We start from the raw sequence: 24,969 nt of genomic DNA on the forward strand, positions 1-24,969 counted from the left end.
GCGCCCCGGGTGCCGCGGCATTGCATTTCTGCCAGCGCCCGGTTGCGACCGGGCGCTTGCCTGAGCGCCTCCACGGGGTCAGATTCGGCCTCAACCAAGGAGGCCCTCATGTCGCAACTCCCCGCCGACGATCCGATCCTGGGCGATGCCCGCTCCTGCGAGGCGATCGAGAAGGTGATCGTGCCGCGCTCCCATGACCTCGGCGGCTTCCAGGTCCGCCGGGCGCTGCCGGCGATCGGCCAGCGCATGGTCGGCCCCTTCATCTTCTTCGACCAGATGGGCCCGGCCGAGTTCCATCTCGGCGAAGGGCTCGACGTGCGGCCGCATCCGCATATCGGGCTCTCGACCGTGACCTATCTCTTCGACGGCGAGATCATGCATCGCGACTCGCTGGGCACCGCGCTCGCGATCAAGCCGGGCGCGGTGAACCTGATGACCGCCGGGCGCGGCATCGTCCATTCCGAGCGCACCGGCATGGAAGCCCGCGCCACCGGCCCCAAGCTCTACGGCATCCAGGCCTGGCTCGCCCTGCCGAAGACGCATGAGGAGGTCGCGCCCGAGTTCAAGCATCACGGCGCGCAGGACCTGCCCCGCATCGTCGAGGGCGGCAAGCGGATCAGCCTGATCATGGGCTCGGCCTATGGCCAGACCTCGCCGGTCAAGTTTCCCTGGGACGCACTCTATGCGGAGGCCGTGCTCTCGCCGGGCGCGATCCTGCCGCTCGACCCCGACTATGACGAGCGCGCGATCTACATCGTCTCCGGCAAGGTCGACATCGCCGGCGACGAGTTCGGCGCCGGCCAGCTCCTCGTCTTCAAGCCGGGCGACCGGAACCTGATGACCGCCGGGCGCGGCATCGTCCATTCCGAGCGCACCGGCATGGAAGCCCGCGCCACCGGCCCCAAGCTCTACGGCATCCAGGCCTGGCTCGCCCTGCCGAAGACGCATGAGGAGGTCGCGCCCGAGTTCAAGCATCACGGCGCGCAGGACCTGCCCCGCATCGTCGAGGGCGGCAAGCGGATCAGCCTGATCATGGGCTCGGCCTATGGCCAGACCTCGCCGGTCAAGTTTCCCTGGGACGCACTCTATGCGGAGGCCGTGCTCTCGCCGGGCGCGATCCTGCCGCTCGACCCCGACTATGACGAGCGCGCGATCTACATCGTCTCCGGCAAGGTCGACATCGCCGGCGACGAGTTCGGCGCCGGCCAGCTCCTCGTCTTCAAGCCGGGCGACCGCATCTCGATCCTCGCCATCGACCAGGCCCGCGTGATGATCGTCGGCGGCGAGCCGATGGACGGACAGCGCCACATCTGGTGGAACTTCGTCTCGTCGTCGAAGGAGCGCATCGACCAGGCCAAGGAAGAGTGGAAGACCGGCCGCTTCGATACCGTGCCCGGCGACGACAAGGAGTTCATCCCGCTGCCGGAAGGCTGATCGAGCTCGCCGGCAGCCGACATTCTGCTCAAGCGAGCTCGGCGATATCCCGCAGCCTCGGCACCCGCGAAAAGCCGATGACGAGGAGCTGGATCAGGAAGCCCACCGTCGCCAGCGCCAGGCAGGCGGCGGTGCCGGCCTGCGCCGCGACCGCGGCGCCGATCGCAGCGCCCAGCGGCCGTGCGCCGAAGGTCGCCGTCATGATCAGGGCCGAGACGCGGCCGAGCATGGCATTGGGCGTCACCGCCTGACGCAATGTCATCGTCGAGATCGTCCAGATGATCGGCCCGACGCCGAACAGGAAGAAGCTCGTCCCCACGAGAACGACGGATGGAAGCCACAGCGTGGCGAGCATCACGCTCGCGGCGCAGAGGCCACAGAGCGGGCCGAGCAGGACAAGTGCGCCGAAGGAGAGCCGCCGGGCGATGGCGGGCGCAAGCGCTGCTCCGACGATCATGCCCGCGCCATAGATGCCGAGCGTCGCGCCGACCTCCGTCGCGCTCAGGCCGAGGGTTTGCACCGCGTAGGCGACATAGACCGCCTGCAGGATAAACCAGGAGAGGTTGAAGAAGACGGCCGTCAGCAGGATCGGCCGGAGCAGGTCGTGACCGGCAGCGAAGCGGGCGCCCTCCCCCAGATCATGCAGCAGGTCCCGTTGCGGCCCGGAGCGCGGCTCGTCCTTGGGCAGTCCCGCCAGCAGGACCACGGCGAGGATGGAGAGCGCCGCCGCCAAACCGTACGCCGAGGAGACACCGATCCAGCCCACGAGCGCCCCGCCGAGCGCCGGCCCGCCGGCATAGGCGACGCTGCGAGCCAGCTCGAGCCAGCGATTGGCATCCGCCAGGCGCTGGCGTGGCACCACGGACGGCACGAAGGCCGGGGCCGCCACGCTGTAGCAGACCGTGCCGACCGCTCCGAGCGCACCGAGCATGGCGAGCCAGGGCAGGTTGAGCCCTCCCGCGGCCAGCAACAGCGGAATGGCGAGCAGCGACAGCGCGCGCAACGCTTCCGTGCCGACCATCAGCCGGCGCCGCGAGGCGCGGTCGACGATCAGTCCGGCCGGGATCGAGAGCAGGAGGAACGGCAGGGTCTGCGCCGTCTGCAGCCAACCGGTCTCGGCGGGCCCGGCGGATAGCAGCAGAACTGCGGCCAGGGGCGCGGCCGCCAGTGCGACCTGCTCGGAGAACTGGGCGCAGAGATTGGACCAGCCGATGCGCCGGAAGGCTGCCGGAAGCGGGGCATTGTCAGTGGGATTCATCGCCGAGGTCCTTGGAAAGATCGTCGGCGCACTGAAGTGCGTCTTCGGCGCCGGAACCACCCGTTTCGTGGAAAGCGGCCACGGCAGCCACAGCCGGCACCAGGGTCGACGGCCGTTTCAGCTCCGGTTTGCCAGCGCGCCGCGTAAGCTTTATTCCAGACGACATCACCGAAGGATCAGATTGCCTCGTGCCCCGCCCCGTCACGCCGCTCCTCGACACCATTCACGACCCGGCCGATCTCCGCAGGCTCGACGACACGCAGCTGCGCCAGCTCGCCGAAGAACTGCGGCAGGAGACCATCGATGCCGTCTCGGTCACCGGCGGCCATCTCGGCGCGGGCTTAGGCGTAGTCGAGCTCACGGTCGCCCTGCATCATGTCTTCGACACGCCGCGCGACCGGCTGATCTGGGATGTCGGCCACCAGGCCTATCCGCACAAGATTCTCACCGGCCGCCGCGACCGGATCCGCACGCTGCGCCAGGGCGGCGGCCTCTCCGGCTTCACCAAGCGCGCCGAGAGTCCCTACGACCCGTTCGGCGCGGCGCATTCCTCGACCTCGATCTCGGCCGGGCTCGGCATGGCGGTGGCGCGCGACCTCGCAGGCCGCAAGAACAACGTCATCGCCGTGATCGGCGACGGCGCCATGTCGGCCGGCATGGCCTATGAGGCGATGAACAATGCCGGGGCGCTCGATTCGCGGCTGATCGTCATCCTCAACGACAACGACATGTCGATCGCTCCGCCCGTCGGCGCGATGTCGGCCTATCTGGCGCGGCTCGTCTCGGGCCGGACCTATCGCTCGCTGCGCGAGGTCGCCAAGCAGCTCGCCGAGAAGCTGCCGCGCTTCTTCCACGACAAGGCGAGGCGGACCGAGGAATATGCCCGCGGCTTCTGGACCGGCGGGACCATGTTCGAGGAGCTCGGCTTCTACTATGTCGGGCCGATCGACGGGCACAATCTCGACCATCTGCTGCCGGTGCTGCGCAATGTCCGCGACGCCGGCAACGGGCCGATCCTGGTCCATGTCGTCACGCAGAAGGGCAAGGGCTACGCCCCGGCCGAGGCGACGCCTGACAAGTACCATGCCGTGGTCAAGTTCGACCCGGTCACCGGCCTGCAGGCCAAGGCGCCCGCCAATGCGCCGAGCTACACCGCCGTCTTCGCCCAAGCGCTGATCAAGCAGGCGCGGGAGGACGACAAGATCGTCGCGGTGACCGCCGCCATGCCGTCGGGAACCGGTCTCGACGCCTTCGGCAAGGAGTTCCCGGGCCGCACTTTCGACGTCGGCATCGCCGAGCAGCATGCGGTGACCTTCGCCGCCGGGCTCGCCACCGAGGGCTACAAGCCCTTCGTCGCTATCTACTCGACCTTCATGCAGCGCGCCTACGACCAGATCGTGCATGACGTGGCGATCCAGAAGCTGCCCGTCCGCTTCGCGCTCGACCGGGCCGGGCTCGTCGGCGCCGACGGCGCGACGCATGCCGGCTCCTTCGACATTGCCTATCTCGCCTGCCTGCCCGACATGGTGGTGATGGCGGCGGCCGACGAGGCCGAGCTGACCCATATGGTCGCGACCGCGGCCGCCTACGACGCCGGTCCGATCGCTTTCCGCTACCCGCGCGGCGAGGGCGTCGGCGTGGAGATCCCCGATGTCGGCGTGCCGCTCGAGATCGGCAAAGGCCGCATCGTCCGCGAGGGCACGCAGATCGCCTTGCTCTCGCTCGGCACCCGGCTCGGCGAAAGCCTCAAGGCCGCAGAGCTGCTGGCGCAGCGCGGCCTCTCAGCCACCGTGGCCGATGCGCGCTTCGCCAAGCCGCTCGACGAAGGGCTGATCCTCAAGCTCGCCCGCGAGCACGACATCCTGATCACGATCGAGGAAGGCTCGGTCGGGGGCTTCGGCAGCCATGTGCTGCACCTGCTGGCGCAGAGCGGCTTGCTCGATTCAGGCCTGAAGGTTCGCTCGCTGACGCTGCCGGACGTCTTCCAGGATCAGGACAAGCCCGACGCCATGTATGCCGCTGCGGGGCTCGACGCGGCCGGGATCGTGAAGGCTGTCGAAGGCGCACTCGGCAACCCGAGCTCGATCAAGCGCGCCTGAGCTCCTCGCCATGAAGAGCCGGGCGGACCAGTTGCTCGTCGAGCGCGGCTTCTTCGAGAGCCGGGCGCGGGCGCAGGCCGCGATCGCGGCCGGGCTCGTCACCGCAGACGGCGTCGCCGTGCGCAAGGCTTCGGAGATGGTGGCGCGGAGTGCCGCCCTGACCGCCGAGGCCCCGCACCCATACGTCTCGCGCGGCGGCCTCAAGCTCGAAGCTGCGCTCGACGTCTTCGGCTTTGATCCGAAGGGCTGCGTCTGCCTCGACGTGGGGTCCTCGACCGGCGGCTTCACCGATCTCCTGCTGCAGCGCGGAGCACGGCATGTGATCGCGGTCGATGTCGGGCGCGACCAGCTCCACGCCTCGCTCCGCGGCGATCCGCGCGTGAGCAGCTTCGAAGGACAGGATATCCGCCTGCTCGCAGCCGAAGCCCTGCCGGAGCGGCCGGTCCTCGCCGCGATCGACGTCAGCTTCATCTCGCTCAAGCTCGTACTGCCGGCCGTCGCCGCGCTGCTTGCTCCGCAGGCCGGTATCGCCGCGCTGATCAAGCCGCAGTTCGAGGCGGGCCGCGCAGCGTTGAAGAAGGGCATCGTGCGGGACGAAGCGGTGCAAAAGCAGGTCTGCGACGAGATCGTCCTGCTGCTGGGCGAACTGGGCTTCCGCGTCGCCGGGCCGATCCCCTCCCCGATCGAGGGCGGCGACGGCAACCGCGAGTTTCTCGCAGGCGCGCGTCGCGGCGGCTGATCAGCCGGCCAGCAGCCGGTCGATCTCCTTTTGCAGGGCCGCATCGTCGAAGGCCGCGATATCCACCGTGCCGTTCGCGTTGATGAATTGCGTCGACCGGGAGATGAGCTTGCGGAGCGCTTCGCCTGCGACCTCGATGATCATCGGCAGCTCGGCCGGGCGCGGCGTTTCGGCGAGCAGGGCATTCACGGTCGCCACCAGCCGCGTCATCGACCTGCAGACATCCTCGAAGGCCCTGCGTCGGCCGGGATCGACGCCGTCATAGGCCGCCAGCGCGGTTGCGGCGCAGCGCAGGGAGGAGGCCTCGAAATGCTCGCGATAGCCGACGCTGCGCCAGGCCTGCAGGTCCTCGATGATGCTGTCGTCGCTCTCGGCGAGCTCGATCAGCATCAGAGCCTCGCTGAAACGATTGAGAAAATCCGTCGAGAGCCGGGGCGCGAGCACCCCGTCCATCCCGTCGGCCATCTTCTCCATCTGCATCTTCGTCGCGGAGGCGATCATCCCGAGCCCCAAACCGGCGGGCGCGACTATGGTGGCCCAACCCCGAAGAAAGTGTTGCTTCGCGCACTCGCTATCGCGCTAAACAGGCGCCATGTGCGGACGCTATGCCATCACCCTGCCGCCCGAGGCGATGCGCGCCGCCTTCGGCTATCGCGAGCAGCCGAATTTTCCGCCGCGCTACAACATCGCGCCGACGCAGCCGGTACCGGTCATCCGACCGCAGGACGGGTCGCGGCAGTTTGTGCTGATGCGCTGGGGCTTCGTCCCCGGCTGGGTGAAGGATCTCAGGGATTTCCCGCTGGTCATCAATATCCGCGCCGAGAGCGCGGCCGAGAAGCCGTCCTTCCGCCACGCGCTGACCCGGCGCCGCTGCCTGCTGCCGGCGGACGGGTTCTACGAGTGGCGGCGCAACGGCACCGGCCGGCAGGCCCGCGCGGACGCCTTCCTGTTCCGCCGGCCGGATCGCGGCTTCTTCGCCTTCGCGGCGCTGTGGGAGACCTGGCATTCGCCGGATGGCTCCGAGCTCGACACGGTCGCGATGATGACAGGCCCGGCCAACGGCACCATGGCGGCGATCCATCATCGCTGCCCGATCATCCTCGATACCGGCGACCACGGCGCCTGGCTCGACCCCGAAGCGACCTCCCAGCAGGTGCAGCATCTGCTGAAGCCGCCGCCGGACGACCTGCTGGAGGCCGTGGCCATCGGCCCGGCTGTCAACAAGGTCGTGAACGACGCACCCGATGTGCAGATGCCGGTGACCTCCCCGGAGGATACTCCTGCTCACGAGCCGCAGCGCCATGCGCGCAGAGCGACCCGGCGTCCCGCCGACGATGGGCAAGGCAGCCTTTTCTGACGGCGGAATCATGCTCTGATCGGGCAACGCTCGATAAGGATGCACCGATGCTTGGCCGACGCCCCACCATGACCTCCCGCCACGGCATGGTCGCCGCCGCCCATCCCCTCGCAGCCCAGGCCGGAGCGCGCCTCCTCGGGCAAGGCGGCAACGCCTTCGACGCCGCCGCCGCCACCGCGGCCGCCCTGAATGTGGTCGAGCCTTTCATGTCCGGCCTGGCCGGGATGGGTTTCGCGACGATGTGGGTCGGTGCCGAGCAGCGCGTGCGCGTTCTCGACTTCGTCCCACCGATCCCGGCGAGCTTCCCAACCGATCGCTTCAGCCAGCGCACCGACCTGGCGCGCGGGGCCCTGTCGGTCGCGTCTCCCGGCAATCTCGCCGGCTGGTGCGAGCTGGTGAAGACCTACGGACGCAAGCCGCTGGCGGACGTCCTCGCGCCCGCCATCGCACTCGCCCGGGACGGTTTCGCGCTCGCCGAATTCGGTGCGGCCGAGTTCGAGGAGAACGATCCGCTGCTCAAGGCCCATGCGGAACTCTACCCCGCCTGGTCCGCAAACTATCAACCCGGCGGCAGGACCCTGAAGCTCGGCTCCCTGCTGATCCAGCCCGACCTTGCCCGATCGCTAAGCGACATCGCCGCCAAGGGGCCGGACCACTTCTATCGGGGTGCACTCGGAGAGGCTGTCGTGAAGCACCTCCAGGCCCTGGGCGGCTCGCTCACCATGGCCGACCTCGCCGCCGTGAAGACCGTCTGGCGCGAGCCGCTCGCGGTCAGCTATCGCGGATTGAACGTGCATGTGCCGCCCCCGCATTGCGAGGGCTTCCAGTTCCTGCTGACGCTGCGCCTGCTGGAGGGGCTGGACATCGGTGCCCTGCCCAAGGACGGCCCGGAGCATCTCGACCTCGTCTATCGCGCCATCCGCCTGGCGGCCGGCGAGCGCATCGCCCACAACAACCCGAGCGCGGAGCAGCTGGCCGAGATCCTGTCGGATGCCGCCGTCGAACGGCTGCGCCGGCGCCTCACCGACGGCAGGCCCGTGACCGGGCCGACCGAGCAGTGGACGCCGCAGGAGCAGGAAGACCCGGCGCACACGACATCGCTTTCGGTCGCTGACAGCGACGGCAACCTCATCTGCATCACGCAGAGCCTCGGCAGCCCCTTCGGCAGCGGCGTCGTGGTGCCGGGCACGGGCCTGTGCCTCAACAACTTCCTGTACTGGGCGGACGTCCAGACCGGCAGCCCGAACCGGGCCCGGCCCGGCGACGCACTGGCGATGTGCATGTCGCCCTCGATCTCCACCCGCGACGGCCAGCCCGTGCTCGCGCTCGGCACGCCCGGCAGCTACGGCATCATGCAGACGCAGGCGCAGGCCATGGTGCAGTATGTCGATTTCGGTCTGCCCCTGCAGGAGGCGATCGAGGCGCCGCGTGCCCGGCTCTGGGATGGGCGCCTCGTCGAGATCGAAAACCGGATCGCCCCCGAGACCATCGCCGAGCTCGTCCGGCGCGGGCACGATGCGCAGGCCTTCGATATCGGCTGGACGATGCGCTGCGGCGGCATGCAGGCCATCGCGGTCGACCCGGCGACCGGGATTTTCACCGGTGCGGCCGACCCGCGCCGCGACGGTTACGTCGCGACGCCGTAAATCAGGAGACGATCTCGCCGCGGAAGGCCCAGCGGGTCATCCGCCGCTCGACCAGGGCGCAGAGCGCATAGAGCGCCATGCCCATGATGGCGATGGAGAACAGGCCGGCGAAGGTCGTGGGCGCGTCGTTGCGCGCGCCGGCCGAGAGCATCAGGAAGCCGATGCCGCGATTGCCCCCCACCGTCTCGGACAGCACCGAGCCGACGAAGGCGAGCGTCACCGCCACCTTCAGGCTGGCGAAGAGATAGGGCATGGCGCGGGGCACGCCGACCTTGGTCAGGATCTCGAATTGGCTGGCCCCCAGCGAGCGCATGACGTCGCGCATCTCGGGTTCGATCGTGGCGAGCCCGGTCGCGACGTTTACGACGATCGGGAAGAAGGAGATGACGAACGCGGTAATGACGGCCGGCAGGGCGCCGACGCCGACCCAGATCATCAGGATCGGGACGATCGCGACCTTGGGAATCGCGTTGAAGGCGATCAGCAGCGGATAGAGACCCGAATAGACGAAAGGCGAGGCACCGATGGCGAGGCCAAGCAGCAGGCCGAAGCCGATCGCCAGCCCGAATCCGATGATCGTGGTCCAGAGCGTCTCCAGGCAGAAGCGCAGCAGGATGTCCCAGCGCTGGATCATCGTCTCGATGATGCGGCTGGGGCGCGGCGCCAGGATCTCCGGAACATCGAAGACGATGCAGGCGAGTTCCCACAGCAGCAGCAGGCCGGCCATGGCGAGCCATGGCATGGCGAGGAGCAACAGGCGCTTCTGCCTCTCCGTCACGATCTTTGCTCCGCCGGCGGCCGCATCATGCGTGCTCCATGTGGATGCGCTCTCGCAGTTCGTGGACGATGTCGACGAACTCGGCCGTGAAGGTCGTCTCCAGCGTGCGCGGGCGCGGCAGCTCGATTTTGCGGATCTTGACGATCCGGCCGGGGCGCCGGCTCATCACATAGACTGTGTCGGCGAGATAGACCGCCTCGCGCAGATCGTGCGTCACCAGCACCGCTGTGAAGCGGCGCTCCAGCCAGAGCTTCTGCATCACGCTCCAGAGTTCCTCGCGCGTGAAGGCGTCGAGCGCGCCGAAAGGCTCGTCGAGCATCAGGATCTCGGGTTCGTGGACGAGCGCGCGGCACAGGCTCGAGCGTTGCTGCATGCCTCCCGAGAGCTGCCAGGGGAATTTCTGGCCGAAACCGCCCAGGCCGACCGAGGACAGCAGCGCCTCGCCACGCGCGATGTACTCCGCCTTGTTCGAGCGGAAGCGGCGCTTGTGCGGCTCGACGACCTCGAGCGGCAACAGGATGTTGTCGAGGGTCGTGCGCCACGGCATCAGCGTCGGCGCCTGGAAGGCCATGCCGACGCCGCGGATCGGCCCCTTCACCACCTGCCCATGCACCCGGACCTCGCCGCCGGTCGGGGGCAGCAGCCCGGTGACCAGCTTCATCAGGGTCGACTTGCCGCAGCCCGACGGGCCGACCACCGCGATGAACTCGCCCTTGGCGATGGAAAGGGTCGCGTCCTCGAGCGCCAGCATGCGGCCGGCGCCGCCGCCATAGGCGAGGCTGACCTGGCGCAGCTCGACGAGAGGCGTCTCGGCCCGCTCGCGCGCGCCGTCATCCTGGGGAGCAGGCCGCACGGTCTGCGTCTCGGAGGATGGACCAGATGTCACGGGAGCCTCCTGGGGCATCCGTCGAGGAGCCGGTCCGGGCGGAGCGGTCCCCCCGGATCAGGGCTGCGATCCTGCAGAAGCGTCAGGGTGCCACCATCCGCTCGGCCTTCGGCGGCAGGTATTTGCCGGAGAAGACCTTGTCCGGATCAGGCGCCGTCGGAAGCCCGAAGGCCTCAGCCACGTCCTTGACCGACCGGGCGAAGCGGGCCGGGTCGACATCACCCATGCCGTTTTCCTTCACATAGGGGGTCAGCACGTTCATCTTCAGCGACAGGTCCAGCCGCCGGGCCTCGAGCTTCTGGTCGAGCAACGGGTCGCGCTTGGCCGCCGCCGCGATGCCGATCGCGGGATTGGCGGCGACCTCCTTCCAGGCCTTTGCCGTGGCGCGCAGAAACCCCTTCACGACATCGGGCTTGGCCGCCAGAGCGGGGGAAATGATGATGCCGTTGCCATAGACGTCCATCTTGTAGTCGGAATAGTTGAAGGAGACGATGTCCTCGGGCTTCACCCCGCGCGCCTCCAGATCGAGCACCGAGGAGAAGTAGTGCCCGGTGATGAAGTCGACGCTGCCCTGCACCAGCGACTGCTCACGCAGCTGCGGCGTCAGGTTGACGAACTGGACTGTCGAGGCGTCGAGCCCGACCTTCTTGGCAAAGGCGGGGAACAGCCGGTAGGAAGCGTCGAAAACCGGGGCGCCGAGCTTCTTGCCCGCCAGATCGGCAGGCTTGGCGATGCCCGTCTTCTTCAGCGTGTGGACGCCGAAGGGCGGGAAGTCATAAGCCATGAACACGCACAGCACTTCCTTGCCCGCATTCTTGGCGTTGTACTCGATCAACGAGTTCACGTCGGCGAAACCGATGTCGTAGGCACCCGTCGCGACGCGCTGCACCGCCCCGGCCGAGCCCTGGCCCGGATCCATCGTCACGTCCAGCCCCTCGGCCTTGTAATATCCCTTGTCGAGCGCGACGAGGAACGGCGAGGTCGGGCCCTGGAAAACCCAGTCGAGCGTGAACTTCAGCGAGGTCTGGGCGGCGGCGGGCACCACGCCCGCGAGCGCCGCCGCCGCAGCCAGGGCCAGACCACCGAGCATCCGCCGGGTCGCTCCCCGGCTCCGCGTCTCCGCGCCATCCGCCAGCATCCGCGCCACGCCGATCATGTCCGCCACCCTTCGCCTTCTCGTTATGCGGCCGAAGGCTAGAGAGGAGGCGAAAAGCGGTCAATCGAGCGCGCGGGCGATCCTGCCAGATTTTTGGGCAGCAGGTTCCGACAGCGATGCTTGACCATGCAGCGTGCCGATGGCGCGGGCAGGCCTCCTGCGGGGCCTCTCAGCCCTGCGCCAGCACCGCATTGGGATTCAGCAGGCCCTTCGGGTCGAGCGTCTTCTTGATGGCGCGCATCAGGTCGAGCTCGACCGGATCCTTGACGCCGGGCAGCAGGTCTCGCTTGAGACGGCCGATGCCGTGCTCGGCCGAGATCGAGCCGTGCAGCTCCGCCACAATCGCGTGCACCGCCTCGTTCATCTCGCTCCAGCGCGCGAGGAAGGCCTGCTTGTCGGCTCCGACCGGCTGGCTGATGTTGAAATGGATGTTGCCGTCGCCGAGATGGCCGAAGGGCACCGGCCGGCAGCCGGGCACCATCGCCTCGACGACCGCGATCGCCCGCTTCAGGAACTCCGGCGTGGCATGGACCGGCACCGAGACATCGTGCTTGATCGAGCCGCCCTCATAGGTCTGCACCTCGGACATCATCTCGCGCAGCTTCCAGAAATCGGCGCGCTGGGTCAGCGACCCCGCCAGCGCGGCGTCGGTGACGATGCCCTTCTCCAGCGCCTCACCGAGAAAGGCCTCGACATGCTCGTCGAGCCCGGCGGCGGACTGGGCCGAAACCTCCATCAGCACGTACCAGGGCGACGCTTCTGAGAGCGGATCGCGGGCGCCGGAGGCGTGCCGCAGGACGAAATCAAGGCCGATGCGCGGCATCAGCTCGAAGGTGGTGAGCGTGCCGCCGGCCCCGGCCTTGGCGGCGTTCAGCAATGCGAGCGCCGCCTCGGGGCTCGGCACGGCGAGGAAGGCGGTGGCGCGCGCGGCCGGCAGCGGAAAGAGCTTCAGCACCGCTGCCGTGATGATGCCGAGCGTGCCTTCGGCGCCGATGAAGAGATCCTTCAGGTCGTAGCCGGTGTTGTCCTTGCGGAGCTGGCGCAGCCCGTTCCAGATGCGCCCGTCCGGCAGCACGACCTCCAGACCCAGGCAGAGCTCGCGGGCATTGCCATAGGCCAGCACGGCGGTTCCGCCCGCATTGGTCGAGAGGTTGCCGCCGATGGTGCAGGACCCCTCGGAGGCGAGCGAAAGCGGGAAGAGGCGTCCCGCCGCTTCCGCGGCATCCTGCGCCCGCTTCAGCGTGACGCCGGCCTCGACGATCATGGTGTCGCCGTCCGCATCGACCGCCCGGACCCGGTCGAGGCGCTGCAGGGACAGGATGACCTCCCTGCCGTCGGCGATCGGGATCTGGCCGCCGACCAGGCCGGTATTGCCGCCTTGCGGCACCAGGGTCGTGCCGGTCTCGGCCGCGAGCTTGACCAGCTCGGCGACCTCGGCGGTCGAGCCGGGGCGAACGATGCCCTGCGCCTTGCCGCGGAAGAGATCCCGCCACTCCTTGAGATAGGGCACCATCGCGTCGGCATCGGTGACGATGTTCTTCGCGCCGACGATCCCGGCCATGCGATCGAGAATTGTGCTCATCCTGAAGCCCTGCCCTCAGCCCTTCCTGCCGCGCCGGAACACGCCGACGAGCTCGACATGAGCGGAATAGCGGAACTGGTCGACCGGCGTCACGGCCTCCAGCGCATATCCGCCCGCAGCCAGCGTCGCGGCGTCGCGCGCGAAGCTGCCGGCGTCGCAGGAGACGTAGATCACGTCCCTCACCTTCGAGGCCGCCAGCCGCCTGACCTGCGCCTCCGCCCCGGCCCGCGGCGGATCGAGCACGACGACGTCGAAGCCGTTGAGTTCATGCTCCAGCAGCGGGCGGCGGAACAGATCGCGCGCCTCGGTGGCGATCGGCTTCAGCCCGGGCGTCGCGCCGAAACCCTTCGCCAGCGCCAGCATCGCCGCCTTGTCGCTTTCGACCGCCAGCACCTGCATCCGCTCCGCCAGGCGGACGCTGAAGGGACCACAACCGGCAAAGAGATCGGCGGCGCGCTTGCCCTTCGGCAACGCCGCCATGACGAGCCCCGCCAGGGTCTCCTCGCCAAGCGCCGTCGCCTGCAGGAAGCCGCCCGGCGGCGGCGCGACCAGCGCCTTGCCCATCTGCTGCAGGGGTGGACGGCGCTCCACGACGATCTCGCCATGGTTGGAGAGCCGGGCGAGGTCGAGCCGCTCGGCGAGCTGCGTCAGGGCGAGCCTGAGCTTGTCGCCAAGCGGGCCATGGCCACGCAGGTCGACATCGAGCCCGGCCTCCGAAGCGGTGAGTTGGATGTCGAGCGGCTTGCCGGCGCCGCCCATGCGGTTCGCCAGCATCTGCGCGACGGCCGGCGCGCGGTCGAGGCCGGGCACCAGCACCGGGCAGGCCTCGACCTCGATCAGCTCGTGGCTGCGCGCCGCCATGAAGCCGACGACCATCGCCTCGCCCTGGCGGCGGGCATGGAAGGTGACACGGCGACGTCCGGCGCCGTGGGCGTCGATCAACGCGCCGACCGGCGCCGCGACACCCGCACGCTCCAGCGCCGTCACGACCTGCCGGCGCTTCCATTCGCGGTAGAGGTCGGGCGCCATGTGCTGGGCGGCGCAACCGCCGCAGCGGGTGAAGAGAGGGCAGATCGCAGCGATGCGGGACCCGGAGGGCGCCAGGATCTCGACGAGCTGCCCCCGCTCGCCGTCGACGACGGCGCGCACGGTCTCGCCCGGCAGTGCATAGGGAACGAAGACGCTGCCGGACGCCATCCGTGCGATTCCATCGCCGCGCTGGCCCAGATGGTCGACGGTCAGGATTTCGTTCATGGCGAGCTTCGGAGAAGGATTTTCTCCGGCCTGCGGCTTGGCGACTGGCATTGTTCCGAACTCGGGGCTGGTCGCCCGCTCGCTGGTGACCTCGGTGAGGCTTTCGCCTATCAGGTCGGGGACGAATTGGGAAATCCGGCCATGACCATCCGCGACGGCGTCATCGAAGCCATCGGCAATACCCCGCTCATCAAGCTCCAGCGCGCCTCGGCCGAAACCGGCTGCGCCATCCTCGGCAAGGCCGAGTTCATGAATCCCGGCCAGTCGGTCAAGGATCGCGCCGCGCTCGCCATCATCCGCGATGCGGAGGCGAAGGGGCAGTTGAAGCCTGGCGGCGTCATCGTCGAGGGCACCGCGGGCAATACCGGCATCGGCATCGCGCTGGTCGGCAACGCGCTGGGCTATCGCTCCGTCATCGTCATCCCGGAGACGCAGAGCCAGGAAAAGAAGGACATGCTGCGGCTCGCCGGCGCGACCTTGGTCGAGGTCCCGGCCGCGCCCTACGCCAACCCTAACAATTATGTGAAGGTCTCCGGCCGCCTTGCCGACGAACTGGCCAGGACCGAGCCGAACGGCGCGATCTGGGCGAACCAGTTCGACAACACCGCCAACCGCCAGGGCCATTTCGAGACCACCGGCCCCGAGATCTGGGAGCAGACCGCCGGCAAGGTCGACGGCTTCATCTGCGCGGTCGGCTCAGGCGGCACGCTCGCCGGCGTCGGCATGGCGCTGAAGGCGCGCAACCCCAAGGTGACGATCGGCCTCGCCGACCCGATGGGCGCGGCTCTCTACTCCTATTACACGACCGGTGTCCTCAAGTCCGAAGGCTCCTCGATCACCGAGGGCATCGGCCAGGGGCGGATCACCGCCAATCTGCAGGACGCGCCGGTCGACATCGCCTTCCAGGTTCCGGATGCCGAAGCGGTGCAGGTGGTCTTCGAACTGCTGGAGCATGAAGGGCTCTGCCTCGGCGGCTCGTCCGGAATCAATGTTGCGGGGGCGATCCGGCTGGCACGCGAGCTGGGTCCCGGCCATACCATCGTGACGGTGCTGTGCGACTATGGCACGCGCTATCAATCCAAGCTGTTCAACCCCGATTTCCTGCGCGCCAAGAACCTACCGGTGCCGGCCTGGCTCGAGCGCGACGAGCGGGCGCTGAAGCAGATGGTCGCGGGCGTGCTCGCCTAGAGGCCGGCACCGGCGCGATCCTTTGCCGCAAAAGTGATTTCCACGAAGCCGGAACAGTTCTAGCCTGCCTTCCCTGTCCCGCGAGCGAGGGGGTGGAGGCATGCCGGTCTCGCATATCAGGCTCGCCACGGTCGAACCGCCCGAGCATGGCCCCGGCGATCCCGGAATGGATCAGGGCCAGTTGCACGCGGCCGGCGTGATCGCCTCGAGCGTCTATGCCCATGGCGTGCGCGTCGCCGACATCCCCGTCGAGGAAGCGGGCGAATGGGCGCGCAAGGGCGACCATGTCGTCTGGATCGGGCTGTTCGAGCCGGACGCCACCCTGCTCCGCTGCGTCCAGCAGCAGTTCGGCCTGCATCCCCTCGCGGTCGAGGACGCCACGAACGCGCACCAACGCCCGAAGCTCGAGCAATATGGCGACGCGCTGTTCGTCGTCGCACGCACCGCGCAGTTGATCGACGGGCGCATCGCTTTCGGCGAGACGCACATCTTCCTCGGCCGCGGCTACATCGTCAGCGTGCGGCACGGCGCCTCGACCTCGTACAGATCGGTCCGGCAGCATTGGGAGACCTGCCCGACATCCCTGGCCAAGGGCGAGGACTTCATCCTCTATGCGATCCTCGACTTCATCGTCGACAACTACATGCCCGTGCTCGAGGCGATCCATGACGAGGTCGAGGAGATCGAGGACATGGTGCTCGCCCGGCCGATGGCGCGGACCGAGATCGAGCGCCTCTACATGCTGCGGCGGGATCTGCTGCGCCTGCGCAACGCGATCATGCCGCTCGTCGATGTCTGCCAGCGGCTGACCAACGGCAACGTCCCGCAGGTGCGGCCGACGCTCGCGCCGATGTTCCGCGACGTCACCGACCACCTTCGCACCGTGCAGGAAAAGATCGACAGCCTGCGCGAGGTGCTGGCGTTCGCCTTCGAGGCCAGTCTGCTCGTCGGCCAGAGCCAGGAGAACGCCATCACCAAGCGGCTCGCCTCCTGGGCGGCGATCCTGGCGGTGCCGACCGCGGTCGCGGGCATCTACGGCATGAACTTCAGGAACATGCCGGAGCTCGACCTGCATTACGGCTATTATGGCGTGCTGGCCTTCATCGTCGCGTCCTGCGCCGTCTTGTACTGGCGCTTCAAGCGCAATGGCTGGCTGTAGCTAGCGCAACGGCCAGACAAGCAGGATCATCGGCACCGCGAGCAGGATGACGATCAGGGACAAGGGCGCCCCGAGCCGGGCGTAATCGCTGAAGCGGTAGCCGCCCGGGCCCATCACCAGCGTGTTGCACTGGTGCCCGATCGGCGTGAGGAAGTCGCAGGCCGCGCCGATCGCCACCGCCATCAGGAACGCGTCCGGGTTGTAGCCGAGGTTGCGGGCGAAGCCGGCGCCGATCGGCGCCATCACCAGCACGGTGGCGGCATTGTTGAGGAAGGGCGTCACCGCCATCGCCGCGACCAGGATCAGGGCGACCGCGGCCCAGCCCGGCAAACCAGCACCGATGGTCGCAAGCCAAGAGGCGAAGAGTTCGGTCGTGCCGGTCGTCCGCAACGAATCGCTGACGGGAATCAGGGCGGCCAGCATCAGCAGGATCGGCGCGTCGATGTTGCGGTAGGCCTCGCGCAACGGCACGCATCGGAACGTGATCAGCAGGACCGCCGCCGCGAAAAAGACGAGCGGCACCGGTGCCAGCCCGGCAGCGAGCGTGGCGACGGTCGCGAGCGTGATCGCCACCGTCAGCACCACGCGCCGGGTCGAGCCCAGGGGCACGAGACGGTCGGCCAGCGGCAGAAGGCCCATTTCGGAGAGCTTCTCCGGCAGAAGCTTCTCGTCGCCCTGGATCACCACGATGTCGCCCGCGCGCAGCCGGATATCGCGCAGGCGCTGGCTGAAGCGCTCGCCAGCGCGGCTGATAGCCAGCATGTTGACGCCGAAGCGGGCGTGGAGGGCCATATCGCCGGCGGATTGGCCGATCACGACGGAATCGGGCCCAACGATCGCTTCGGCGATGCGATCGGGATCGAGCGCATCGTCCTTCTGCGTCGGCCTGTCCTTGCCGATCAGGTCGAGACCGCCCTCGGCCACGACCCGCTCCAGCACCGCGGCATCGCCGCGCAGCAGCAGGATGTCGCCGGCGCGCAGGCCGGCATCCGGCAGCGGCGCCTTGACCCGCCGCTCGTCGCGCAGGATCTGGACGATCTCGACATTGCCGCCGCCGATCGCCTTCAGCGCATCGACCGTCTTGCCCGCCAGGGCCGATTTGGGGCCGACCTTGGCTTCGGTCAGGTAGTCCTTGATCTCGATCGCCTGGTCGAGGGAAACGGCGCCGCGCCGGTCGCGCGGCAGCAGGCGGTAGCCGACGCTGAGGAACGCACAGCCGGCGAGCGCCACGACGATGCCGACGGGGGCGAAGTCGAACATGTGGAAGGGCTTGCCGCCGAGCTCCTCGCGCACGCGGGCGACGATGACGTTCGGCGAGGTGCCGACGAGGGTGACGATGCCGCCGAGCAGCGAGGCGAAGGCCATCGGCATCAGGAAGACCGAGGGCGATTTGCCGTCCTTGCGGGCGAGCTGATAGGCGATCGGCAACATCATGGCGAGCGCGCCGATGTTCTTGATGATCGCCGACATGATGGCGACGGTGAAGACCAGCAGCGGCACCTGCAGCTGCGTCGAGGCCGTGCCGGAGCTCAGCTTCGAGAAGACCCGCTCGATGATGCGCGAGCGCGCCACAGCGGCGCTCAGCACCAGCGCGCTGCCGACGATGATAACGATGTCGTCGGAGAAGCCCTTGAAGGCCTCGGCCGCAGGGACGAGCCCGAGCGCGACCGCGGCGAGCAGCGCCAGCATGGCCACGACGTCGTAGCGCAGGCGGCCCCACAGGAAGGCCCCCATCATGCCCGCGACGAGAAGGACAGAGAGAATCTGCTGCTGGGTCATCCGGTCATCACGAGCGTTTGCCGGACAGTCGCCTCACAGCCACTTCTTCCAGCGGAAGAACAGATAGGGCAGCACCGCGAAAAGCACCATCGACATCAGCGCGAGCGGATAGCCCCACTGCCACTCCAACTCCGGCATGGTCTTGAAGTTCATGCCATAAATCGAGGCGATGAGCGTCGGCGGCATCAGCGCCACCGAGACCACCGAGAACAGCTTGATGATCTTGTTCTGCTCGATCGAGACGAGGCCGAGCGTGGCGTCCAGCATGAATTGCAGCTTGTTGGAGAGGAAGGTGGCGTGCTCCTCGATCGCCTGCACGTCGCGGACCGCCGAACGCCACTCGGCCGAGAAGCCGGTCTGCGCCTTCTTCGGCCGGTTGTAGTTGGCCGAGAGGAAGAGCAGCACCCGCTCGATCGACATCATGCTCTCGCGGACGTTCGAGATGATGTGCTCGTGCTGGCCGATATGCTGGATCACGACCTGGTAGACGCCGCCCTGCTCGACGTCCTGGGCCCGGCCGGCAAAGATCCGCCGCGAGGCCATGTCGACCTTGTCGCCGACGCCGCGCAGCACCTCGGCGGCACGGTCGACGATCGCCTCGATCAAGCCGTCGAGCACCGCCTCCGGCTGCTGGCCGCAGCCGCCCGGCTTGGTCGCACGGTTGAGGAAGATGTTGAAGGCGCCCGGCTCATCGTAGCGAACCGTCACGAGCGCCTTCTCGGTGAGGATGAAGGTGACGTCGGCGAGCTTGGGGACGATGCTGTCCGACTGGCAGATGACGCGCGACGTCATGTAGTGCGCGCCGTTCTCCGTATAGATGATTTCGGAGGGCTCGAGATCATGCATCTCCTCGCGCGTCGGGATGGAGATGCCGAGAAGGCCCTCGACGCGCTTGTCCTCTTCCGGCGTCGGGTTGAGCAGGTCGATCCAGATGGCATCGGCGGGCAGGATCTCCCCGGCCCCCGCGACAGCAGGACGCAGCTTGTCGCGCGAATCCGGGCAGATGCCGTGGATCGTCAGCATGGGGCGAATCTCGCTGCACGGTCGGGAGGAAGGACCTGCAGGAACTCCGAACCGGAGCGCATGTCAAACCGATGACGGCTCAGACGCCACCCTTCACGCCTTGCGGCGGCTTCGAGTCGGCCGGCACGAAGAAATCCGGCATCAGCGGCACGGACGGATCGACACGATAGGGCGTGAAGTCGGTTACGCCTTCGGCTGCCATGAAGCTATCGTCGATCAGGAAGTTTCCGGAGAATTCGCGCGACGGTTTCGAGAAGATCATGTGGGCCGCGTCGGCCAGGATCTCGGGCGTGCGGCTCGCCTGCACCATCTTGTCGCCGCCGAGCAGGTTCTGGACGGCCGCGGTCGCGATCGTCGTGCGCGGCCAGAGCGCATTGACCGCGATGCCCTTCGGCGCCAGCTCGCCGGCCAGGCCCAGCACGCACAGGCTCATTCCGTATTTGGCGATGGAATAGGCCAGATGCGGCGCGAACCACTGCGTCTTCATGTCGAGCGGCGGCGACAACATCAGGATGTGCGGGTTCTCGGCCTTCTCCAAATGCGGAATCGCGTATTTCGAGACCATGAAGGTGCCGCGCGTGTTGATCTGATGCATCAGATCGAAGCGCTTCATATCGGTCATCGCGGTATTGGTTAGCTGGATAGCGCTGGCGTTGTTCACGACGATGTCGATGCCGCCGAAGGTCTCCGCCGTCTTCGCGATCGCGTCCGCCACGCTCTGCTCGTCCCGGACATCGACCATCAGCGGCAGGCATTTGCCGCCGGCCGCCTCGATCTCGGCGGCGGCCGTGTGGATCGTGCCGGGCAGCTTCGGATGCGGCTCGGCCGTCTTGGCGGCGATGGTGACGTTCGCGCCGTCCTTCGCCGCGCGGATCGCGATGGCGAGGCCGATGCCGCGCGACCCGCCGGTGATGAAGAGCGTCTTACCCTCGAGCGACATCGCCGCCTCCCTCTGCGTTCGTGATGGTGAAACGGCCCGGCTGCGAGCCGTCGCGGTCGGTGAAGCCATAGGAACGCGCCAGATCCGCGACATGCAGCACCTGCCCGGTATGGCGCGCGACCTCCGGGTCGGCCGCGAGCCTCGCGACGGCCCGGCCGGCATAGAGCGGCGTCTCGGTGGTATGCGGCCCGAGCCCGGCGTCGCGGACGCGCTCGGTCAGGACATGACCCGGCGAAATCCCCAGCGCGGTGACACCGAAGGGCTTCAACTCCTGCGCCATCGCGAAGGTCAGGCGGTTCGTCGCAGCCTTGGCGAGGTCGTAGAAGACGTCGCCGAGATAACCGCCATCGGTGCCGAAGCTCACCGTGACGATGAGGCCGGAACGCGCCTGCACCATCGCCGGCGCCACGGCGCGCGCCAGCAGGAGCTGCGCATAGACACCGCTCTCGAAACTCTCGCCCAGCCGCGCCGCGGGACGGCGCCAGAACGGCGTGCCGTAGCCGGAGCCATCGGGGTAGCGGTCGCCGTCATAGCCTTCATTGCCGCCCCAGACGGCGTCGACGACGCAGTCGAGCCTGCCGAAGCGGCGCAGGGCCCAGGCAACGAGCCCGTCGACATCGCGCTCGCTGGTGTGGTCGCAGCGATAGGGATGGCCTCTGCCGCCGGCGGCCTCGACCTCGCGCGCGGTGTCCTCGAAGGTCTCGGGACGCTGGTCGGTGTGAGAGCCGGCCTCGCTGGAACGGCCGGTGACGATGACGGTGGCACCCGCCTCGCCCAGCGCCCGCGCGACGCCGCGCCCGAGCCCGCGCGAGGCGCCCGCGACGAGGCAGATGCGGCCGGAGAGGGAAGGTTGCATGGCACTCATGCGCGGCCCCTGCGAATCATCGCTGGCCAGGAAGCAGCCGCTGCCCTATAGCCCCGCTCCCCCCGCAACGGAGCAGCATCATGGACAGCACCGATGTCGCCGCCTGCTGGGAGGCCAACGCCGAAACCTGGACGCGCCATGCGCGCGCCGGCTACGACCTCTATCGCGACGCGTTGAACACGCCGATGTTCCTGGCGAACCTGCCACTCATCGAGGGCCTGAAAGGCCTCGACATCGGCTGCGGCGAAGGCTCGAACACGCGCAAGCTCGCCGAGCGCGGCGCGCGGATGACGGCAGTCGACATCGCGCCGACCTTCATCCGCCACGCGCGAGTGGCGGAGGCGGCGGCACCCCTTGGCATCACCTATCTGGAGGGCGACGGCACCGCCCTGCCCTTCGCTGGCGAGAGCTTCGACTTCGCCACCGCCTTCATGTCGCTGATGGACATGCCGCGGCAGGACCATGCCCTGGCGGAGGCGCAGCGGGTGCTCAAGCCCGGCGGCTTCGTGCAGTTCTCGATCCTGCATCCCTGCTTCGCCCCGCCTTATCGCAAGGTGCTGCGTGAGGCGGATGGCCGCGTCCGCGCCATCGAGGTCGGCCGCTATTTCGACGGCGTCGACGGCGAGATGGAGACCTGGCGCTTCGGCGCTGCCCCGGCCGAGGTCAGGGCCAGCGTCGAGCCCTTCCGCGTGCCGCGTTTCCATCGCACGCTGGGCGAATGGGTTGCGATGATCGTCGCCGCCGGGCTGGCGATCGAGCATATGGGCGAGCCGCGCGTCGATGCCGAGACCGCGCGGACGACGCCCTATCTGGCCGATACCCATGTCGCGCCGCTGTTCCTGCATATCCGTGCCCGCAAGGGCGCGACGGCCTGAACGGGGCGCGGCTGCCCTCACGCCGCGAAGACCACAGCCGCATCGGCGATGGCGCCGGCACCTTCCGTCACCGCCAGCTCGAGTGCGGGCGCCTCGGTCACGATGCACTCGGCGTAAAACCGCGCCGTCGCGAGATCGCCCGTGCCTTCCGCCTCGGAGCGCGTGGCGAGTGCCTTCTTCGCCAGCCCGGTACCGCCCTGCGCCAGCGCAAAGAGCTTGAGATAGGGCGTGGCGCCGGCCAGCACGTCCGCCGTCCTGCTGCCGAGCGCAGCCAGCATCCATTCCGTCGCACGCTCCAGGGAATCGACGGCCGCACGCAGCCGGGCCGCCGCATGGCCGAAACCCGGCGTGTTGGCGCGCTCGACCTCGGCGACGATATCGCGCATCTCGGCGATCAGTGCCTGGACCGCGTCGCCGCCGGACAGGGGCAACTTGCGGGTCACGAGGTCGATCGCCTGGATGCCGTTGGTGCCCTCGTAGATTGCGGCGATGCGGGCATCGCGCAGATGCTGCGCCGCGCCGGTCTCCTCGATGAAGCCCATGCCGCCATGGACCTGCACACCGGTCGAGGCGACGTCGATGCCGATATCGGTGGCATAGGCCTTGGCGATCGGCGTCAGCATGGCGGCGCGCTCGGAGGCGGCCTTGCGCCTGGCCTCGTCGGTCTCGCGATGCGAGCGGTCGAGCGCCTCCGCGACCTGATAGGAAATCGCGCGCGCGGCTTGGGTCTTGGCGCGCATGTCCATCAGCATGCGGCGCACGTCAGGATGGACGATGATCGGGCTCATCGGGGCACCCTTCGGCGCGTCGAGCGCGGTGCCCTGCTTGCGCTCATGGGCGAAGGCCAGCGCCTGCTGATAGGCGCGCTCGGCGATGGCGACGCCCTGCAAGGCGACGTTGAGCCGGGCATTGTTCATCATCGTGAACATGCAGGCGAGGCCGCGATTCTCCTCGCCGATCAGCCAGCCGATCGCGCCGCCCTTGTCGCCGAAGGCCATGGAGCAGGTCGGCGAGGCATGGATGCCGAGCTTGTGCTCGATCCCGGAGCAGCGCAGGTCGTTGTGAGCGCCGAGCGAGCCGTCGGCGTTCACCAGATATTTCGGCACGAGGAAGAGCGAGATGCCACGCGTCCCGGGAGGGGCGTCGGGCAGGCGCGCCAGCACGAGATGGACGATATTCTCGGTGAGGTCGTGCTCGCCATAGGTGATGAAGATCTTCTGGCCGGTGATGCGATAGGTGCCGTCCCCCGCGCGCTCGGCCTTGCTGCGCAGCGCGTTGAGGTCAGAGCCCGCCTGCGGCTCGGTCAGGTTCATCGTGCCCATCCATTCGCCCGAGACGAGCTTGGCGAGATAGGTCTCCTTGAGGTGCTCGGAGCCATGCGCATAAAGCGCCTCGATCGCGCCGACCGTCAGCAGCGGACCGAGCGCGAAGGCGAAGGCGGCCGAGTTCCACATCTCGATGCAAGCCGATTGCAGCAGCGTCGGCAGGCCTTGCCCGCCATAGGCTTCGGGCGCCGGCAGCGCGTTCCAGCCGGCCTCGGACCAGGCCTTGTAGGCCTCCTTCCAGCCCGGCGGGGTGGTGACGGCGCCGTCCTTCAGCTTCGAGCCGTTGAGATCGCCGACGCGATTCAGCGGCGCGATGACGTCGGCAGCGAATTTCGCGGCCTCATCGAGCACGGCTTCCGCGATGCCGCCCTCGAGCTCCGGCGCGAGACCATCGGCGATCAGCCGGTCGAGACCCGCGACATGGCGCATGGTGGAGAGCATGTCCGAAACCGGGGCGCGATAGCTCATCGATCAGTCTCCCTGGGAGCGGCGCGAGCTGAGAGCGGCGGCCGCCCGCTTTTACCGTTGCCGCGATGGTAGCGAGGAACTATCGCCTATGCCACGCAAGCCAAGCCCGACCTTCGTTCCGTGTCGCGGCCGTCAGTTAGTTTATATATAAACCATACCCGGTCAATCGCGCCTTGAACCAGTCTCCTTCCGCTCCCCGCCAGACGAAGCTCCTTGCAGCGGATGCCGTCGGCATCGCGGAGGCGGCCGAGCTGCTGCGGGCCGGCGGGCTCGTCGCCCTGCCGACCGAGACGGTGTACGGGCTTGCGGCGGATGCGACCTCCGGAACCGCCGTCGCCGGCATCTACGCCGCGAAAGAACGGCCGAGCTTCAACCCGCTGATCTCGCATCTCCCCGATCTGGCAAGCGCCCGTCGTCAGGGGCTGTTCGACGCCAACGCACTGGCGCTGGCGCAGAACTTCTGGCCGGGGCCGCTGACGCTGGTGGTGCCGGCCTCTCCCGGCTGCACGGTGAGCGAGCTGGCGCGGGCCGGCCTCGCAACGGTAGCGCTGCGCGTGCCGGCACATCCCGTCGCGCATGCGGTTCTCGCGGCGGCGGGGCGGCCGATCGCGGCGCCCTCGGCCAATCGCTCCGGCCGGATCAGTGCGACGAGCGCCGAAGATGCGCTTGCCGATCTCGGCGGACGCATCGACGCCGTGCTCGATGCCGGCCCGACCGAGGTCGGCGTCGAATCGACCGTCGTCTCCTGCCTTGACGGCGCGCCACGCCTGCTGCGCCCAGGCGGCGTGCCGCGCGAGGCGATCGAGCATGTCATCGGCCGCCCGCTCGTCATCGCGGGCGATGCCGGGCATGCGCCGATCTCGCCCGGGATGCTCGCTTCCCACTATGCCCCGGCGGCGCGGGTCAGGCTCGACGCCGAGGCACCGCAGCCGGGGGAGGCCTGGCTCGGCTTCGGACCCGACGGGAACGACGATCATCCGCAGGCCCTCAATCTGAGCCCGAGCGGCGACCTGCGCGAGGCGGCGAGCCATCTCTTCGGATATTTGCGGCGGCTCGATACGCTCGGGCCGAGCGCCATCGCGGTCGCGCGCATCCCCGAGCAGGGGCTGGGCGAGGCGATCAACGACCGGCTGCGCCGGGCCGCCGCGCCGCGCTGAC

General features: G+C 68.5%; 21 protein-coding genes and 1 pseudogene. 10 read left to right on the forward strand and 12 right to left on the reverse strand.

From position 1 onward, the window contains the following. Window positions 1-108: 108 nt before the first annotated feature. Together BGO20_RS08755 and BGO20_RS08760 are read left to right on the forward strand one after the other, a co-directional pair. Window positions 109-918, forward strand: a pseudogene (locus BGO20_RS08755) (pirin family protein); the annotation flags it as partial. Window positions 919-933: 15 nt separating this feature from the next. Then, on the forward strand, window positions 934-1,434 hold the full coding sequence (locus tag BGO20_RS08760; protein ID WP_362889452.1) for a pirin family protein: 501 nt from the start codon (window positions 934-936) through the stop codon (window positions 1,432-1,434). A gap of 28 nt (window positions 1,435-1,462) precedes the next feature. On the opposite strand, the gene BGO20_RS08765 is transcribed toward BGO20_RS08760, so the two are convergent. Next, the gene (locus tag BGO20_RS08765; protein ID WP_291661501.1) at window positions 1,463-2,692 is read right to left on the reverse strand and encodes an MFS transporter; all 1,230 of its coding nucleotides are present in this window, start codon (window positions 2,690-2,692) and stop codon (window positions 1,463-1,465) included. A gap of 188 nt (window positions 2,693-2,880) precedes the next feature. On the opposite strand from BGO20_RS08765, the gene dxs reads away from it, so the two are divergent. Together dxs and BGO20_RS08775 are read left to right on the forward strand one after the other, a co-directional pair. Beyond that, entirely contained in the window at window positions 2,881-4,791 is a 1,911-nt protein-coding gene (gene dxs / locus BGO20_RS08770; protein WP_291661502.1) for a 1-deoxy-D-xylulose-5-phosphate synthase, read from the forward strand. Between the two features lie 10 nt (window positions 4,792-4,801). After that, window positions 4,802-5,530: a TlyA family RNA methyltransferase gene (locus tag BGO20_RS08775; RefSeq protein ID WP_291661503.1), complete on the forward strand. Its 729-nt coding sequence runs from the start codon at window positions 4,802-4,804 to the stop codon at window positions 5,528-5,530. Here the strand turns inward: BGO20_RS08775 and BGO20_RS08780 are convergent, their stop codons facing one another. Beyond that, window positions 5,531-6,031: a hypothetical protein gene (locus tag BGO20_RS08780; protein ID WP_291661504.1), complete on the reverse strand. Its 501-nt coding sequence runs from the start codon at window positions 6,029-6,031 to the stop codon at window positions 5,531-5,533. A 91-nt stretch (window positions 6,032-6,122) separates the two neighbouring features. On the opposite strand from BGO20_RS08780, the gene BGO20_RS08785 reads away from it, so the two are divergent. Then, window positions 6,123-6,887: an SOS response-associated peptidase gene (locus tag BGO20_RS08785; RefSeq protein ID WP_291661505.1), complete on the forward strand. Its 765-nt coding sequence runs from the start codon at window positions 6,123-6,125 to the stop codon at window positions 6,885-6,887. Between the two features lie 47 nt (window positions 6,888-6,934). Beyond that, window positions 6,935-8,533, forward strand: coding sequence for a gamma-glutamyltransferase family protein (locus BGO20_RS08790; protein WP_291661506.1), 1,599 nt, complete (start codon window positions 6,935-6,937; stop codon window positions 8,531-8,533). 1 nt (window position 8,534) lies between these two features. Here BGO20_RS08790 and BGO20_RS08795 read toward each other — a convergent pair whose 3' ends face one another. The 5 genes from BGO20_RS08795 to BGO20_RS08815 form a co-directional block, all read right to left on the reverse strand. Then, entirely contained in the window at window positions 8,535-9,311 is a 777-nt protein-coding gene (locus tag BGO20_RS08795; protein WP_291661507.1) for an ABC transporter permease, read from the reverse strand. A 25-nt stretch (window positions 9,312-9,336) separates the two neighbouring features. Then, the gene (locus BGO20_RS08800; RefSeq protein ID WP_291661728.1) at window positions 9,337-10,062 is read right to left on the reverse strand and encodes an ABC transporter ATP-binding protein; all 726 of its coding nucleotides are present in this window, start codon (window positions 10,060-10,062) and stop codon (window positions 9,337-9,339) included. 217 nt (window positions 10,063-10,279) lie between these two features. Next, window positions 10,280-11,353, reverse strand: coding sequence for an ABC transporter substrate-binding protein (locus BGO20_RS08805; protein WP_291661729.1), 1,074 nt, complete (start codon window positions 11,351-11,353; stop codon window positions 10,280-10,282). Between the two features lie 169 nt (window positions 11,354-11,522). Next, entirely contained in the window at window positions 11,523-12,935 is a 1,413-nt protein-coding gene (locus BGO20_RS08810) for an FAD-binding oxidoreductase (RefSeq protein ID WP_291661508.1), read from the reverse strand. 15 nt (window positions 12,936-12,950) lie between these two features. Beyond that, complete coding sequence (locus BGO20_RS08815; RefSeq protein WP_291661510.1) at window positions 12,951-14,189, reverse strand: class I SAM-dependent RNA methyltransferase; 1,239 nt, start codon at window positions 14,187-14,189, stop codon at window positions 12,951-12,953. Window positions 14,190-14,330: 141 nt separating this feature from the next. On the opposite strand from BGO20_RS08815, the gene BGO20_RS08820 reads away from it, so the two are divergent. Beyond that, the gene (locus tag BGO20_RS08820; RefSeq protein ID WP_291661512.1) at window positions 14,331-15,377 is read left to right on the forward strand and encodes a cysteine synthase A; all 1,047 of its coding nucleotides are present in this window, start codon (window positions 14,331-14,333) and stop codon (window positions 15,375-15,377) included. Window positions 15,378-15,543: 166 nt separating this feature from the next. Beyond that, window positions 15,544-16,536 carry a magnesium/cobalt transporter CorA gene (corA, locus tag BGO20_RS08825; protein ID WP_291661730.1) on the forward strand — a complete coding sequence of 331 codons (993 nt, stop codon included), beginning with the start codon at window positions 15,544-15,546 and terminating at the stop codon, window positions 16,534-16,536. On the opposite strand, the gene BGO20_RS08830 is transcribed toward corA, so the two are convergent. The 4 genes from BGO20_RS08830 to BGO20_RS08845 all read right to left on the reverse strand — a co-directional run bounded on the left by BGO20_RS08830 (window position 16,537) and on the right by BGO20_RS08845 (window position 21,134). Beyond that, window positions 16,537-18,315, reverse strand: a complete 1,779-nt coding sequence (locus tag BGO20_RS08830; protein WP_291661513.1) for an SLC13 family permease — start codon at window positions 18,313-18,315, stop codon at window positions 16,537-16,539. Between the two features lie 33 nt (window positions 18,316-18,348). Beyond that, window positions 18,349-19,338 carry a magnesium transporter CorA family protein gene (locus tag BGO20_RS08835; RefSeq protein WP_291661515.1) on the reverse strand — a complete coding sequence of 330 codons (990 nt, stop codon included), beginning with the start codon at window positions 19,336-19,338 and terminating at the stop codon, window positions 18,349-18,351. Between the two features lie 79 nt (window positions 19,339-19,417). Continuing rightward, complete coding sequence (locus BGO20_RS08840) at window positions 19,418-20,278, reverse strand: SDR family oxidoreductase (protein ID WP_291661518.1); 861 nt, start codon at window positions 20,276-20,278, stop codon at window positions 19,418-19,420. Continuing rightward, window positions 20,262-21,134, reverse strand: a complete 873-nt coding sequence (locus tag BGO20_RS08845; RefSeq protein WP_291661520.1) for an SDR family NAD(P)-dependent oxidoreductase — start codon at window positions 21,132-21,134, stop codon at window positions 20,262-20,264. The genes BGO20_RS08840 and BGO20_RS08845 overlap by 17 nt, the downstream gene beginning before the upstream one ends. 89 nt (window positions 21,135-21,223) lie before the next feature. Here BGO20_RS08845 and BGO20_RS08850 point away from each other — a divergent pair, with 89 nt between their 5' ends. Beyond that, entirely contained in the window at window positions 21,224-22,018 is a 795-nt protein-coding gene (locus BGO20_RS08850) for a class I SAM-dependent methyltransferase (RefSeq protein WP_291661522.1), read from the forward strand. 17 nt (window positions 22,019-22,035) lie between these two features. Here BGO20_RS08850 and BGO20_RS08855 read toward each other — a convergent pair whose 3' ends face one another. Then, a complete protein-coding gene (locus BGO20_RS08855) occupies window positions 22,036-23,811 on the reverse strand; it encodes an acyl-CoA dehydrogenase (RefSeq protein ID WP_291661524.1) in 1,776 nt (591 codons plus the stop codon). Window positions 23,812-23,984: 173 nt separating this feature from the next. On the opposite strand from BGO20_RS08855, the gene BGO20_RS08860 reads away from it, so the two are divergent. Continuing rightward, window positions 23,985-24,968 (forward strand): L-threonylcarbamoyladenylate synthase, encoded by a 984-nt coding sequence (locus BGO20_RS08860; RefSeq protein ID WP_291661526.1) that lies wholly within the window; start codon window positions 23,985-23,987, stop codon window positions 24,966-24,968. The last annotated feature ends 1 nt before the right edge of the window (window position 24,969 follow it).

Source organism: Allobosea sp. 67-29 (assembly GCF_001898115.1).
Taxonomy (GTDB): Bacteria; Pseudomonadota; Alphaproteobacteria; order Rhizobiales; family Beijerinckiaceae; genus Allobosea.